11 protein-coding genes are annotated in these 15214 nt (G+C 68.7%); 6 read left to right on the plus strand and 5 right to left on the minus strand.

Going from position 1 to position 15214, the window contains the following annotated elements; all coding sequences use genetic code 11:
- The first annotated feature begins 361 nt into the window (after nucleotides 1-361).
- From QZM35_RS25765 to QZM35_RS25775, 3 genes are all read left to right on the plus strand, one after another.
- Nucleotides 362-1924, plus strand: coding sequence for a sensor domain-containing diguanylate cyclase (locus tag QZM35_RS25765; RefSeq protein WP_301777053.1), 1563 nt, complete (start codon nucleotides 362-364; stop codon nucleotides 1922-1924).
- 193 nt (nucleotides 1925-2117) lie between these two features.
- Nucleotides 2118-3503 carry a cache domain-containing protein gene (locus tag QZM35_RS25770; protein WP_301777054.1) on the plus strand — a complete coding sequence of 462 codons (1386 nt, stop codon included), beginning with the start codon at nucleotides 2118-2120 and terminating at the stop codon, nucleotides 3501-3503.
- Between the two features lie 28 nt (nucleotides 3504-3531).
- On the plus strand, nucleotides 3532-4176 hold the full coding sequence (locus QZM35_RS25775) for a response regulator transcription factor (RefSeq protein WP_043186307.1): 645 nt from the start codon (nucleotides 3532-3534) through the stop codon (nucleotides 4174-4176).
- 58 nt (nucleotides 4177-4234) lie between these two features.
- Here the strand turns inward: QZM35_RS25775 and QZM35_RS25780 are convergent, their stop codons facing one another.
- A complete protein-coding gene (locus QZM35_RS25780; RefSeq protein WP_301777055.1) occupies nucleotides 4235-5755 on the minus strand; it encodes an MFS transporter in 1521 nt (506 codons plus the stop codon).
- 144 nt (nucleotides 5756-5899) lie between these two features.
- Here QZM35_RS25780 and QZM35_RS25785 point away from each other — a divergent pair, with 144 nt between their 5' ends.
- Complete coding sequence (locus QZM35_RS25785) at nucleotides 5900-6538, plus strand: TetR/AcrR family transcriptional regulator (protein WP_089428734.1); 639 nt, start codon at nucleotides 5900-5902, stop codon at nucleotides 6536-6538.
- Nucleotides 6539-6619: 81 nt separating this feature from the next.
- On the opposite strand, the gene QZM35_RS25790 is transcribed toward QZM35_RS25785, so the two are convergent.
- A complete protein-coding gene (locus tag QZM35_RS25790) occupies nucleotides 6620-7216 on the minus strand; it encodes a phospholipid-binding protein MlaC (protein WP_089428733.1) in 597 nt (198 codons plus the stop codon).
- A 322-nt stretch (nucleotides 7217-7538) separates the two neighbouring features.
- On the opposite strand from QZM35_RS25790, the gene QZM35_RS25795 reads away from it, so the two are divergent.
- Complete coding sequence (locus QZM35_RS25795; RefSeq protein WP_089433544.1) at nucleotides 7539-10172, plus strand: MMPL family transporter; 2634 nt, start codon at nucleotides 7539-7541, stop codon at nucleotides 10170-10172.
- Nucleotides 10165-11139 (plus strand): VacJ family lipoprotein, encoded by a 975-nt coding sequence (locus QZM35_RS25800; protein WP_301777056.1) that lies wholly within the window; start codon nucleotides 10165-10167, stop codon nucleotides 11137-11139. Before QZM35_RS25795 ends, QZM35_RS25800 begins: the two co-directional genes overlap by 8 nt.
- A 118-nt stretch (nucleotides 11140-11257) precedes the next feature.
- Here the strand turns inward: QZM35_RS25800 and QZM35_RS25805 are convergent, their stop codons facing one another.
- Genes QZM35_RS25805 through hpnE form a run of 3 tightly spaced genes read right to left on the minus strand, consistent with a single transcriptional unit; the run spans nucleotide 11258 to nucleotide 15208 of the window.
- Nucleotides 11258-11914, minus strand: coding sequence for a phosphorylase (locus tag QZM35_RS25805; RefSeq protein ID WP_241022391.1), 657 nt, complete (start codon nucleotides 11912-11914; stop codon nucleotides 11258-11260).
- 51 nt (nucleotides 11915-11965) lie between these two features.
- Nucleotides 11966-13939: a squalene--hopene cyclase gene (gene shc, locus QZM35_RS25810; protein WP_089433545.1), complete on the minus strand. Its 1974-nt coding sequence runs from the start codon at nucleotides 13937-13939 to the stop codon at nucleotides 11966-11968.
- 15 nt (nucleotides 13940-13954) lie between these two features.
- Nucleotides 13955-15208 (minus strand): hydroxysqualene dehydroxylase HpnE, encoded by a 1254-nt coding sequence (gene hpnE, locus QZM35_RS25815; protein ID WP_174976042.1) that lies wholly within the window; start codon nucleotides 15206-15208, stop codon nucleotides 13955-13957.
- Nucleotides 15209-15214: the final 6 nt, after the last annotated feature.

Raw genomic sequence — 15214 nt, forward strand, 5'->3', positions numbered from 1 at the left:
GCGACATGCCGCAAAGCCTTGCGCTGAAACGCGCTGCCCGATATTCACCAGCCCGGGAATTCACTGAAATTTGATCCGGATCAATGGCCCCCAACATTTTCCGCGCACGCGGACGCGCGCGTTATACTCCGTTGAATTCGCGTTACCCGATTCGTCGGATCGTTGAATCGGCGCAGATGTCACCAGTGAATGCTTGATTTACCGGTATATCTGGCCGCGATTACCGATAATCGGCGTCCATTTTCCCCGCCGGCCGGCAGGAAGGCGTCGGAATGGTCGCGTAACGGATCGCCGCCGACACGTCATACGAACAATCGCATCGGCCCGCCTCCCGGCGGCAATGCCCACCGATCCACCGACCATGGCAGAAACCGACTACGCAATGCCCAGCGAATCCGGCCTGACGAGCCGTGTCGCCGTTCATCTGCGCCGGTTCCTGCTGCCCCACCTGATCTTCTATACCGGGCTGCTGATCGCGCTGGTCCTGCTGCTCCTGTGCGGGATCGTGCTGTACGAAGGCCGCATCGATGCACGCGAACGCTCGATCGCGATGCAGCAGAACCTGGCGCTGATGGCGTCGTGGGACATCGAGCGCAATATCGAGATCTATTCGCTGTCGCTGCAGGCCGTCGTCGAGGGGGAGAACGACCCCGAGGTCGTCAAGCTGCCAATGCCGCTGCGCCGCCAGGTGCTGTTCGACCGTGCGACGACCGCCAAGTACCTCGGCGGGATCTACGTGCTCGACGCGAAGGGCGACATCGAGGTCGACGGCAAGAGCGACGTGCCGCGCAAGGCCAACTTCAGCAACGAGCCGTACTTCGTCGTGCACCGCGATCACCCCGACGCCGGCCTGTACGTCAGCCCGCCGTATCACTCGCGGATGCGCGGCGGCTCGCCGAGCATCGCGCTCAGCCGGCGGATCACGAAGCCCGACGGCACGTTCGGCGGCGTCGCCGTGATGTCGATCCGGCTCGAATATTTCCAGAACCTGTTCTCGCGCCTGTCGCTGGGCGATCGCGGCTCGATCGCGCTGATCAACACGGACGGCAGGATGCTCGCGCGCGAGCCGTACGACCCGAAGATCGTCGGCCGCGACATCAGCCACGCCAGCACGTTCCGGCGGTTCATGACCGCCAATGAAGGCAGCTTCGCCGACACCGCGTCGATCGACGGCGTGCGGCGCCTGTACGTGTTCCGGCACCTCGAGAACCTGCCGCTCATCATCATGGTCGCGCGCTCGGAAGCCGATACCTACGCCGCGTGGTACGACCGTGCGATTCCGATCGGCTCCGCGATGGTCGCGCTCGCGATCGGCTTCGTCGGCCTGTCGCTGCTGCTGGACGTGCAGCTGCGCAAGCGCCATCGCGCGGAAACCGAACTGCAGGCGCTCGCGCGCACCGACGGCCTCACGGGTCTCGACAACCGCCGGATGCTCGACGTCACGCTCGCGCGCGAATGGCGCCGTGCCGCGCGCTCGCAGCACGCGCTGTCGCTGCTGTTCATCGACGTCGATTACTTCAAGCGCTACAACGACACGCAAGGGCACCAGGCCGGCGACGACGCGCTTGCCGCGGTCGGCCACTGCATCGCCGGTTGCCTGCGCCGCCCGGCCGATTACGCGGCGCGCTACGGCGGCGAGGAATTCGTCGTGGTGCTGCCCGACATCGACACGGACGGCGCGATGACGATCGCCGAGACGATCCGCACCGGCATCCTCGATCTCGGCATCCGGCACGACGCCGGTACCGCCGGCCGCCTGACGGTGAGCATCGGCGTGACGACCAGCTATCCGGAACACGACGACGACATGCAGGGCGCGCTGAAGCTGGCCGACGACGCGCTGTATCGCGCGAAGGAAGGCGGGCGCAACCGCATCGTCGTGCACCCGGCCGCTTCCGGCGGCCTCGCGGCGCGGCAGGCCTGAACGGCCGGACGCGCCCCGCCGCCGAGCGATGGCCGAGCGATGGCCGAGCGATGGCCGAGCAAGGGCCGAGCAAGGGCCGGGCGGCCGCCGGGCCGCCCGTGCGCAAAATCGCCGACAATGTCGCCTCGACATGCCGCCGCACGGCTGACGCACCCGGCCGGCCCGCGCGGGTGCACGTCCGCTTCGCACCACCATGAGACTCAAGGCAAAGATCTTCCTTCTGGCCATCGTGCCGTTCCTGCTCGCGATCGCCGGCATCGGCTTCGGCGTGCGCCAGCAGGCGACGTCCCTCGCGCGCACGCAGCACGCGACGATCCAGGCCGCGTACCTGTCGAGCAAGGAAGTCGAGCTGAAGCACTACGTCGAGCTGGCGACGAGCGCGATCATGCCGCTCTACGACGCGAGCGGCCGCAACGCGCGCGACGACGCGCTGCTGCGCACGCAGGCGCTCGCGATGCTGCAGAAGATGGATTTCGGCCCCGACGGCTATTTCTTCGTGTACGACCTGCATGGCAATTCGCTGATGCATCCGCGCGAGCCGGAGCGCGTCGGCCATAACTACTGGTCGATGCGCGACCCGCAGGGCGCGCTGACGATCCAGAAGCTGATCGGCGCGGCGTCGAGCGGCGGCGGCTACGTGCGCTACGCATGGCAACGGCCGTCGACGGGCCGCGTCGCGCCGAAGCTCGGCTACGTCGTCGCGCTCGAGCGCTGGGGCTGGATGGTCGGCACCGGCATCTATCTCGACGACGTCGACACCGCGCTGCAGCGCATCGACGCACGCGCGTCCGCGAACATCGAGCGCACGATGAGCTGGCTGACCGCGATCGCGCTCACCGGCGCGGCGGCGATCGTCGTGTGCGCGCTGGTGCTGAACGTCAGCGAGTCGCGCAGCGCCGACGCGAAGCTCAAGCTGCTCGCGCAGCGTGTCGTCGAATCGCAGGAGCAGGAGCGGGCGCGGCTGTCGCGCGAGCTGCATGACGGGATCAGCCAGATGATGGTGTCCGCGAAGCTGATGCTCGAATCCGCGCTCGCCCGCTTCGAACGCGGCACGGCCCGCCTGCCCGAAGCCGAGCAGGCGCTGGCATCGGGCGTCGGACGGCTCGGCGACACGCTGCGCGAAGTGCGGCGCATCTCGCATGCGTTGCGTCCGTCCATGCTCGACGACCTCGGCCTCGCGGCCGCGCTCGAGCAACTGGTGCGCGAGCTCGGCGCCGAAAGCGGCATCGACATCGGCTATACGCAGGTCGCGCACAGCGGCGCCCAGCCCCTGCCCGAAGCCGTCAACACCGCGCTGTTCCGGATCGCCCAGGAAGCGCTCAGCAACATCGTGCATCATGCGCAGGCGTCGCGCGCGGCCGTCACGCTCGACGTCGGTGCGCAATCCGTCGTGCTGACCATCGCCGACAACGGCTGCGGCTTCGACGCCGAACGCTCGCAGGCCGACGCGCGCCGCGGCATCGGCCTGCGCAACATGCGCGAGCGCCTCGACGCGCTCGGCGGCATGCTGACGATCACGTCGCAGGTCGGCCACACGATCGTCGCCGCGCGCGTGCCGCTGCCCGACGCCGCGTCATGACGCGCCCCATCACAGGAGACTTTCACGCATGAGCGCCCCCGACACTGCCCGGCCCGTCGCCCGACTGCTGCTCGTCGACGATCACCCGCTCGTGCGCGACGGCTTGCGGATGCGGCTCGAAGCGGCCGACCTGTCCGTGGTCGGCGAAGCCGGCAACGCCGACGAGGCGCTCGCGCTTGCCGCGTCGCTCGAACCCGATCTCGCGCTGATGGACGTCGGCATGAACGGGATGAACGGCATCACGCTCGCGGGCGTGTTCCACGAGCGCTTTCCGGGCATCCGCGTGCTGATGCTGTCGATGCACGACAACATCGAATACGTGACGCAGGCCGTGCGTGCCGGCGCGAGCGGCTACCTGCTGAAGGATTCGCCCGCGAGCGAGATCGTGCGTGCGATCGGCGCGGTGCTGGCCGGCCAGACGTTCTTCAGCGAGGGGCTCGCCGCGCGGATGATCCACGCGAGCGCGACCGCGTCGCCGCTCGACCGGTTGACGCCGCGCGAACGCGACATCCTCGACGCGCTGGCGGAAGGGCTGTCGAGCAAGCAGATCGCGCAGCAGACGGGGCTGTCGGTGCGCACGGTCGAGACGCACCGGCTCAATCTGAAGCGCAAGCTGGAGATAGAAGGGCAGGCCGAGCTGATCAAGTTCGCGGTCGAGCATCGGCGACGGTAGGGCCATTCAGCTGACGCCTCGATCCGCTGCGACAGGCTCGATCTGCCGGCACGCCACATCACTCCGGCTGTGACGACGTCACGCACGCCGCCGCGCGTCCCGGCTGCTTCTCCGTTTCACGCCGCACCATCAGCATCGCCGCAACCACAATACTAAGGATCCCGGAACACAAAACCGCGATCGAAAACCCGTGCGCCATCGCATCCCGATACGCACCGAGCAGCGCCGGCTGCCCTGCCGCAAACACATGCTCCATCACCGCCTGTCGCGCGAGCGTATCCGCTTGCGCGCTGCCGGCCACCAGCATCGCGGCCGTCATCCGGTGCAGCGCACCGACGCTCATCATGCTGCCGAGCACCGCGATGCCCATGCTCATCCCCGTCTGGCGCAACGCGTTCATCGTCGCCGACGCCATGCCCGCGCGTTCGGCCGGCGCCAGTTCCATCACGGTCATGCCGGTCGCGGGCACCGCGAGCCCCATGCCGACGCCGAGCACCGCCAGCGCGACACCGACCGGCCCATATGGCGTGCCCGCACCGAAGCCGGCCATGACCGCGAGCATCGCGCCGATCAGGCCGTACCCGGCCACCATCAGCGCATGCAACGGAATACGCGCCGCGATGCGCCCGAACAGCATCGACGTGATCGCCGTCATCACGAACTGCGGCATCAGTTGCCAGCCGGCCTCGGCAGGCGTGCGCCCCTGCGCCTGCTGCAGGAACAGCGACAGGAAGAACAGGCTGCTGTACCCCGAGAACCCGAGCACGAACGACGCGAGATTGGCGCGCACCAGCCGCCGGTCGCGAAACAGCCAGACCGGCAGCAGCGGCCGCTCGACACGCGTCTCGACTCGCACGAACACGACGAACGCCACCGCGGCGCCCGCCAGCGGCGCGAGCACTTTCGCGTGCCACGCGCCGGCTTCGCCGATGCCGATCAGCCCGTACGTGAGCAACCCGAGCCAGATCACGCTCAATGCCTGGCCGAGCGGATCGAACGCCGCATGCTGCGGATGCCGGCGCTCCGGAATGCCCCATGCGCCGAGCAGCACGGTCACGATGCCGATCGGCACGTTGACGAGGAAGATGTTCTGCCATCCGCCATGCTCGACGAGCAGGCCGCCCACCAGCGGCCCGAGGATCAGCGCGAGCGCACTAAACGCGGACCACCCGCCGATCGCGCGAGCACGCTCGCGCGCATCGGGAAACGCATGCGTGAGGATCGGCATCGCGCCCGGTATCAGCAACGCACCGGCAAGCCCCTGGATCGCTCGCCCGATCAGCAGCGGCTCGATGCTGCCTGCGCATGCGCAGACCACCGATCCCACCGTGAACAGGACGACGCTGGCGAGCCAAACACGCTTGTGCCCGTAGCGATCGCCGAGCGGCCCGGCCGACAGCATGAACGCGGACAGCGCCAGCGCATACGCATTGACGACCCACTGGAGGCCGCCGATATCGGTATCGAGCGCCGTCTGCAGCGTCGGCAACGCGACGTTGACGATGCTGATGTCGAGCGTGGCGAGAAAGGTGCCGAGACAGGCGGCCAGGACGAGTGCGGCGCGACGGTAGCGAGGCATGGTGGTCAGCCCTTGACGGGCATCGAGATGAGAATGATTCTCATCATATATATCGACCGACCGTCGGTCAATGGATTGCGTTGGCCGTGAGCAGGACGCTGGCCTAAACTGCGGGCTTTGCATGAACGGGGGTCGAGCCGCGCGATGACGGACAGGACCAAGGCAGGACTCAGGACAGTGAAACACGACACGCCGGCAGGCAAGCCGCGCACGAAGCCGGCGGAAGTGCGCCTCGAGGAACTGATGGCGGCGGCCGAGACGCTGTTCCTCGCGCAGGGCGTGGAAGCGACGACCATCAGCGAGATCGTCGAGCACGCGCAGGTCGCGAAAGGCACGTTCTATCACTACTTCGAATCGAAGTCCGACATGCTCGCCGCGCTCGCGCAGCGCTACACGGCGTCGTTCCTCGACCGTTTGCAGCACGCGGTGGACGCGTGCGACGCCGACGACTGGCTCGCGCGCCTGCGCGCGTGGATCCGCGCCAACATCGAAACCTACGCGGCGACCTACCGCACGCACGACATCGTCTACACGAACCACCATCACCACGATCGCGCGAATGCCGACAAGAACGCGATCCTCGACCAGCTCGGCGCGATTCTCGACGGCGGCGCGCGGGCCGGCACCTGGCGGCTCGTGCACCCGCAGGTCACCGCGCTGCTGATCTATGCGGGCGTGCATGGTGCGACCGATCACATCATCGCGGCGCCGGAAGCGGATCGTGCCGCGTTCGTCGATGCGGTGGTCGACGATTGCCTGCGGATGCTCGGCGTCGGCGCGTAACGCGCCGCCAGCGCACAGCCATGAAAAAGGGCGCCCGAGGGCGCCCTTCGTGCATCCGGAATCCGGATCGCTCAGCGGCCGTCAGTTCGTCCGCGAATTGTGCTTCTGCAGATATGCGATCAGGCCATCGATGCCGCCCGATGCGAGCTGGCTCTTGAACTGGCCCTGGTAGACCTGGATCAGCCACGCGCCCGACATGTCGATGTCGTAGATCTTCCAGTCGTTGCCGACCTTGCCGAGACGATAGCCGACCGACTGGCTGTCGCCCGGCGTCGTGACCGTCGACTGGACGAGCGCGTCGGCGCCCGACGCGCCGCCCGCCTTGAACGAGAACTTCGCGTCCTGGCTGCCGAGCTGCGCGAGCGACGCGGCGTAGGTGCGCGTCATCAGCAGCCTGAACTGCTTGTACAGCTCCTGCTGCTGTTGCGGCGTGGCCTGCTTCCACGCGTCACCGACCGCGATGCGGGTCGTGCGCTCGAAGTTGGTCGCGGGCAGGAAGCGCTGCTCGACGACTGCCGAGACCTTCGCCATGTCACCGCCGCGTGCGGCCGGATCGGCCTTCATCGCGTTGACGGTGCCCTCGACCGCGTTGCGGACGATATCGACCGGCGCGCTCTGCGCGAAAGCGGAAACCGACACGGCGGCCGCCGCGACGAAAGCAAACAGATGACGTTTCATACGAATATCGCTCGATGAGAAAAAACGACCGGTTCATTGCACCGGCCGACGGAGCAAAGTATACCGGGCCCGACGCCTCGGTGCGCCGCCGTGACCGACTGTTACCTTTCAGATCCTTTGTCACAGGCTCGCGGCGGCGCGTCGAAGCAGCGCGGCGCCGTTTATGTAAATATCCCCTTACAAACCGGCCGGCCACCGGCATCGATTCCGCCGTCGCGAACAAATCTCCTTCCGTTCTCGTAACCCCCAACGTCACGACCGCCGCCACGCTGCGCCGGTATACTTGGCTACTTTGCCCTTTCCAGCCGCTCCCCACCGCCACATGGTGACATCTCTCATCGTCCGACTCGTTGCATGGTCGGTACGCCGGCCCGTCTGGGTCGTCGTGCTGTCGCTCGTCATCGCCGCGCTCAGCGGCGTCTATGTCGCGCAGCATTTCAAGATCAACACCGACATCAGCAAGCTCGTCGATGCGGAACCGCAATTTGCCGCGCTCGGCCACGCCGTCGACACAGCGTTCCCGCAACGCAACGGCACGATCCTCGCGGTCGTCGAGGCACCCGCGCCCGAATTCGCGAATGCCGCCGCGCAGGCGCTGACCGACGCGCTGCAGAAGGATGCCGCCGCCGGCCGCATCGGCCAGGTCGCCGAGCCCGGCGGCGGGCCGTTCTTCGAGCACAACGGGCTGCTGTTCCTGTCGCCGCAGGAAGTCACCGATACGACCGCGCAGCTCGCGAGCGCGCGCCCGCTCGTCAACGAACTCGCGAAGAACCCGAGCCTGACCGGGCTCGCCACGACGCTCTCCACCACGCTCGGCCAGCCGCTGCTGACCGGCCAGGTGAAGCTGCCGACGATGGCGAAGCTGCTCGCCCGCAGCGCCGCGACGGTCGACGACGTGCTGGCCGGCAAGCCGGCCGCGTTCTCGTGGCGCGCGCTGGTCGACAACGATGCCGCGCGGCAGCCCGCGCGCGCGTTCGTCACCGTGCAGCCCGTGGTCAACTACGGCGCGCTGAAGGCCGGCGCGGAAACCAGCCAGGTGATCCGCGACGCGGCCCGTTCGATCGACCTCGAGAAGCGCTACGGCGCGGTCGTGCGCCTGACCGGCGAACAGCCGCTCGCCGACGACGAATTCGCGTCGGTCGAGGACGGCGCGGCGCTCAACGGCGTCTTCACGCTGCTCGCCGTGCTCGTGATCCTGTGGCTCGCGCTGCGCTCGAAGCGGATGATCGGCTCGGTGCTCGTCACGCTGTTCGTCGGCCTCGTCGTGACCGCCGCGCTCGGCCTGGCGATGGTCGGCTCGCTGAACATGATCTCGGTCGCGTTCATGGTGCTGTTCGTCGGCCTCGGCGTCGATTTCTCGATCCAGTACGGCGTGAAGTACCGCGAGGAGCGCTTCCGCGATCCGCGCATCGACCACGCGCTGATCGGCGCCGCGCACTCGATGGGCATGCCGCTCGCGCTGGCCACCGCGGCCGTCGCGGCGAGCTTCTTCTCGTTCATCCCCACCGCCTATCGCGGCGTGTCCGAGCTCGGCCTGATCGCGGGCGTCGGGATGTTCGTCGCGCTGCTCACCACGATCACGCTGCTGCCCGCGTTGCTGCGCCTGTTCGCGCCGCCGGGCGAATCGAAGACGCCGGGCTTCCCGTGGCTCGCGCCGGTCGACGATTACCTCGACCGCCATCGCAAGCCGATCCTGATCGGCACGCTCGTGGTCGTGATCGGCGCGCTGCCGCTGCTCGCGTTCCTGCGCTTCGACTTCAACCCGCTGCACCTGAAGGACCCGAACAGCGAATCGATGGCGACGCTGCTCGCCCTGAAGGATTCGCCGGAAGCCGCCGTCAACGACGTCACGCTGCTCGCGCCGTCGCTCGCGCAGGCCGATGCGGCCGCGAAGCGCCTCGACGCGCTGCCCGAAGTCGGCCGCACGACCACGCTGTCGACCTTCATCCCCGCCGACCAGCCGGCCAAGCGCGCGGCGATCGCCGCGGCCGCGAGCGACCTGCTGCCCGCGCTGACGCAGCCGCCCGCGCCGCCCGCGACCGACGCGCAGCGCGTCGCCGCGCTCAAGCGCGTGTCGGACCTGCTGAGCTACGCGGCCGAAGATCACCCGGGCCCGGGCGCGGCCGCCGCGCAGCACCTGTCGGCGTCGCTCGCGAAGCTCGCCGCCGCGGATGCCGCGACGCGCGACCGCGCCGAACGCGCGTTCTCCGATACGCTGCGCATCGCGCTCAACCAGCTCGCGTCGCTGCTGCAGCCGCAGGACGTCACGCGCGAATCGCTGCCGCCGCAGCTCGTGCGTGACTGGGTCGCGCCGGACGGCCATGCGCTCGTGCAGATCTCGCCGAAGGTGCCGAAGGGCGTCGACCCGGGCGACGACACGATGCTGCGCCGCTTCGCGAAGGCTGTGAAAGCCGCGGAACCCGGCACGACCGGCGGGCCGATCTCGATCCTGCATTCGGCCGACACGATCATCAACGCGTTCCTGCATGCGGCGCTGTGGTCGATCATCTCGATCACGGTCCTGCTGTGGGTCACGCTGCGCCGCTTCGGCGACGTGCTGCGCACGCTGGTGCCGCTGCTCGTGTCGGGCGTCGTGACGCTCGAGCTGTGCGTCGTGCTCGGCATGTCGCTCAACTTCGCGAACATCATCGCGCTGCCGCTGATGCTCGGCGTCGGCGTCGCGTTCAAGGTGTATTTCGTGATGGCGTGGCGCGCGGGGCAAACCGGGTTGCTGCACTCGAGCCTCACGCATGCCGTCCTGTTCAGCGCCGCGACGACGGCGACCGCATTCGGCAGCCTGTGGCTGTCGCACCACCCGGGCACGTCGAGCATGGGCAAGCTGCTCGCGCTGGCCCTGACCTGCACGCTGATAGGCGCCGTGGTGTTCCAGCCCGTCCTGATGGGCAAACCGCGCGTCAAACGCGCCAAGAACCAATCGCAAGGAATCAATGAATAAGGTGCGAATCATTGCGGCGACCGTTGCCGCCAGCGCGGCGCTGACCGGCTGCGCGACGGGACCGAACCGCAACCCCAACGACCCGCTCGAGCCGATGAACCGGGCGATGTACAAGTTCAACGACACCGTCGACACGAACATCGCCCAGCCGATCGCGAAGGGGTACCAGAAGGTCACGCCGACGCCCGTGCGCACCGCGATCAGCAACTTCTTCTCGAACCTCGGCGATCTCGGCAACATGGCCAACAACCTGCTGCAGTTGCGCATCACCGATGCGACGCAGGATCTGATGCGCGTGGCGATGAACTCGCTGTTCGGCGTCGCCGGCCTGATCGACATCGCGACACCGGCCGGGTTGCCGAAGCACCACCAGGATTTCGGGCTGACGATGGCGCGCTGGGGCATGCCGTCCGGCCCGTATCTCGTGCTGCCCGTGTTCGGGCCGAGCACGATCCGCGACGGCGTCGGCCGCGCGGTGGACGTGCGCTTCAACCTGCTGAACTACATCGAGCCGGCCGCGCGCAACCCGATGTACATCGCGCAGTTCATCAGCGCGCGTTCGGACCTGCTCGGCGCGACCGACCTGCTGAAGCAGGCCGCGCTCGATCCGTATTCGTTCGTGCGCGACGCGTATCTGCAGCAGCGCAAGTCGCTGACGTATCGCAGCCAGTCGTCGTCGGCCACGGTGCCGACCTACAACGAACCGGGTGAATCGGGCGCCGTGCCGGCCGGAACGCCTGCCGTGCCGGGGTTGCCGAACTACGAGGATCCGGGCGATGCGGGCGGCGCATCGGGCGCCACGCCGAACAACGCACCGGCCACGCCGGGATTGCCGCAGTACGACGATCCGGGCGCGGACAACGCGATGCCGGCGAGTGCGCCTGCTGCTGCTTCGGCCGCTGCACCGGCTGCGGCATCGGCGGCCGCACCAGCGACGCCTGCGAGCGCTCCGGCCGTGCAGCAGTAACGCTGCAACGGCCGTCGCCGCAAAGACAAAGAGCGCTGCAGTTCAGATGCAGCGCTCTTTTTTTGTCCGCGAGAAACGGAAAACGGGAGAGAAGGGCGAGACAGGCGACGCGTGTCGCTCAGGCGATCCGCATCGCACCGGCACGCTCGAACGCGTGTCGTGCCTGGATCAGCGTCGTGCGCGCCGCGCGCGCATCGCTCGCGACCTGCAGCAGCGGGCCGAGCTGCGACGGCTGCTTCAGCAGTTCACGCAGGATCGGCAGGATCGCCGTGCTGCCGTCATCGCGCAGGCCGGCCGTCGCCGCGCGCGGCAACGTGCGCCACGCCGGATCGACGATCGCGCGGCACACCGCGAACGGTACGCCGCGCGCCGCCGCGAAAGCCGCCGCGATATGCGACTCCATGTCGACGGCGAGCGCGTCCTTCGCGCGATGCAGCGACGTCTTGTCCTGCTCGCTGATGACCGGTGCGCCGACGGCCGCGATCGTGCCGCGCGTGACGCGCGCCCAGACGGGCGTGTCGTGCAGCGCGGCGACGAGCCGCGCGCTCCAGCCCGCGTCGGTCTCGACGCGGCCGAACGGCCCGTCGATCGCGCTCGCGACCACGAGCGCGCCGGGCGCCAGGTCGGGCGCGAGCCCACCCGCCGTGCCGAAGCTCACGATGCCTGCGCAACCGCGTGCGGTCGCCTCGGTCAGCGCGCGTTCGAGCCGGTCGGCCCGTGCGGCAAAGACGGCTTCGACGCCGTCGCCGCGTGCGATGCGCGCCTCGAACGCCATCCCCGTCACGGCGATGACGGGCAACGAGCCGGTGGATTGCGGCGCCACGCGTTACAGCCCGACCGTCACGCGCGTGGTGTTGTCGCGCTTCAGGTTGCGATAGCGGGCAAGCGCCCACAGCGGGAAGAACTTGCGATAGCCGTGGTAGCGCAGGTAGAACACGCGCGGGAAGCCCGTCGCCGTGAAGCGCGTCTCGTCCCACAAGCCTTCTTCGTTCTGCTCGGCGATCAGGTAGTCGATGCCACGCGCCACCGCCGGGTTGTTCACCTCGCCGGCCGCCATCAGGCCAAGCAGCGCCCACGCGGTTTGCGACGCGGTGCTCGGCGCCTGCTCGAAACCGCGATAGTTCAGCTTGTAGCTGTCGCCGTCCTCGCCCCAGCCGCCGTCCTTGTTCTGGATCGACAGCAGCCACTGCGCGCCGCGCTTCATGCGCGGATCGTCCGGCGTCAGGCCGGCCGCGTTCAGCGAGCACAGTGCCGTCCACGTGCCGTACACGTAGTTCATCCCCCAGCGGCCATACCAGCTGCCGTCCGGTTCCTGTTCCTTGAGCATGTAGTCGAGTGCGCGACGCGCCGGCTCGCTGTTCAGCGGCGTCTCGCCGAGCTGCGACAGCATCGACAGGCAGCGGCCCGACACGTCGGCCGTCGGCGGATCGAGCAGCGCGCCGTGATCCGAGAACGGGATGTTGTTCAGGTAGTACTGCGTGTTTTCCGGTTCGAACGCGCCCCAGCCGCCGTCGCTGCTCTGCATCCCGACGACCCACTCGCGCGCACGCGCGATCGAATCGCGATACGCGTCGTTCTGCTTGAGTTGCTGCGCGCGCTCCATCGCCACCGCGACCACCGCCGTATCGTCGACGTCCGGGTAGTGCGCGTTCGCGTACTGGAACGCCCAGCCGCCGGGCCGCACGTGCGGGCGGCGCGAGATCCAGTCGCCGCGCACGTCGAGGATCTGCAGCGGGCGCAGCCATTCGAGGCCGCGGATCGCGGCATCCTCGGCACGCGCGTCGCGCGTTTCGAGCAGCGCATGCGCGGCGAGCGACGTGTCCCACACCGGCGACAGGCACGGCTGGCAATACGCTTCATCGTCGTGCACGACGAGCAGCTTCTCGATCGACTTGCGCGCAATCGCGCGGTTCGGGTGATCTTCCGCGTAGCCAAGCGCGTCGTACATCATCACCGAGTTGGCCATCGCCGGATAGATCGCGCCGAGGCCGTCCTCGCCGTTCAGGCGCTCGTCGACGAACGACACGGCCTGGCGGATCGCGCGTTCGCGCGTGTAGTTCGGGAACAACCCGTCGACCGCGCGCAACGCATGGTCAACGACGCGGAAGAACGCGAACCAGCCGGGGCTCTGGTGGCCCTGGCGCGGCAGCAGCCCGGCGTTGACGGGCGGATCGATGAACAGTTCGTCGATGCGCACGCCGCGCGGGTTCTTCGCGAGCGGGCGCTTCGCGTTCAGCACGAGCAGCGGCACGATCACCGTGCGCGCCCAGTACGACACCTTCGACAGATGGAACGGGAACCACTGCGGCAGCAGCATGATCTCGACCGGCATCATCGGCACCGCGCGCCACGGAATCGCGCCGTACAGCGCGAGCTGGATGCGCGTGAACACGTTCGACATCTCGGCGCCGCCCATCGCGTGGATGGCACGGCGCGCACGTTGCATGTGCTCGGCGTTCTCGTCGTCGCCGATCACCTTCAGCGCGAAATACGCCTTCACGCTCGCGCTGATGTTCGGCGCGCCGTCGGTGAACAGCGGCCAGCCGCCGTCGGCCTGCTGGATGCGGCGCAGATACTTGCCGATCTTCTGTTCGAGCTCGAGGTTCGGCGTCTCGCCGAGATAGTGGACGAGCAGCACGTATTCGGCGGGAATCGTCGAATCGGCTTCGAGTTCGTAGACCCAGTGGCCATCCGCGTTCTGCGCGGCCAGCAGCGCGTCGGTCGCACGCGCGACGGCCGTATCGACGCCGGCCGGCACGGCGCCGGCGGACAGGGTAGCCATTTCGGTGAGATCGTTCATCGGTCCCTCTTTTACTTACTGTGTCTGGAGCACGTCCGCGGCCAGCTGGCCGGAGCGGATCGCACCCTCGATCGTGGCGGGCAAGCCGGTGGCAATCCAGTCGCCCGCCAGCACAAGATTGGTCCAGCGCGTACGCACGGCCGGACGCTTCATTTCCTGCGACGGCACCGCCGCAAAGCCCGCGCGTGGCTCGACGACGAGCTGCCACGCGGGGATGGTTTCCGGGTTCGCGCCGGTCACGCGCGCGACATCTTCCCAGATGCGCCGCGCGAGCGTGTCGCGCGGCGTGTCGAGCCAGCGGCCCGCGTCGCGGATCGTCGCCGCGAACTGGCCGCCGCCGGTGCGCACCGTATCGACCACACCGTTGATCACGGACGTCTGCAGCGGATTGCCGGCCGGCGCTTCAGCCGCGAAATACGCGGTCACGACCGCGCTGAACGTGTCGGGCGCGGTGAGTTCGGGCACGAGCGGCTGCGCGACCTCGGGCGGCACGGCCAGCACGACGGCGTCGCCCGGCGCGAGATCGATCCGCTCGCCGCCGACCGAAACCGCATCGACCGCGTTGCCGTGCGCGCCGAATTCGAACGCGTCGAGCCGCGAGTTCAGCCGGATCTGCGCGCCGCCGTGCTGCAGCATCCGCAGCGCCGGTTCGACGAATGCGCTGCCGAGGCCGTGGCGCGCGACGAGTGGACGGCAAGCGGGGCCGCCCGCGGAAAACGTGCTGCACAGCGCCGCGCGTGCGAGTTCGGCACTCGCGTGGCGCGGCTCGACGTTCAGCACACCGAGGAAATACGGCCGCAGCCAACGTTCCCACAACATGCCGTCGCATCGCATCGTCTGTGCGAGTGAGCGGCCCATCCGCGCGAACGCGAGCGGGGCGAGCGCGAGGTAGTCGAGCGGCGTCGTGTCCGGCGCGCGCGACGCGGCATCGAACAGCCACGACGGCCAGCGCCCGCTGCCGAAGCGCAGCGTCCAGCGCTGCTGCGACGCGACGTCGACGACCGGGAATTCAGGCAGCGCGGGCCCCGTGAGCTGGTCGGCCGCGCCGATCGCGCGCAGGTAGCGCTGCGTCGCGGGCTGTCCCGCGAACACCGTGTGCAGCCCGCTGTCGAGCGTCGTGTTCAGCGTCCCGTCGAACCACGAGCGGCAGCGGCCGCCTGCATGCGCGTGCGCGTCGTGCAGCACGATGCGCCGACCGCGGCGTTGCAGCTCGACCGCGGCCGACAGGCCGGCAACGCCGGCGCCGATCACGTGGACGGTCCTGGGCATCGACTC

The sequence above is a fragment of the Burkholderia sp. AU45274 genome (assembly GCF_030482505.1).
GTDB lineage: Bacteria > Pseudomonadota > Gammaproteobacteria > Burkholderiales > Burkholderiaceae > Burkholderia.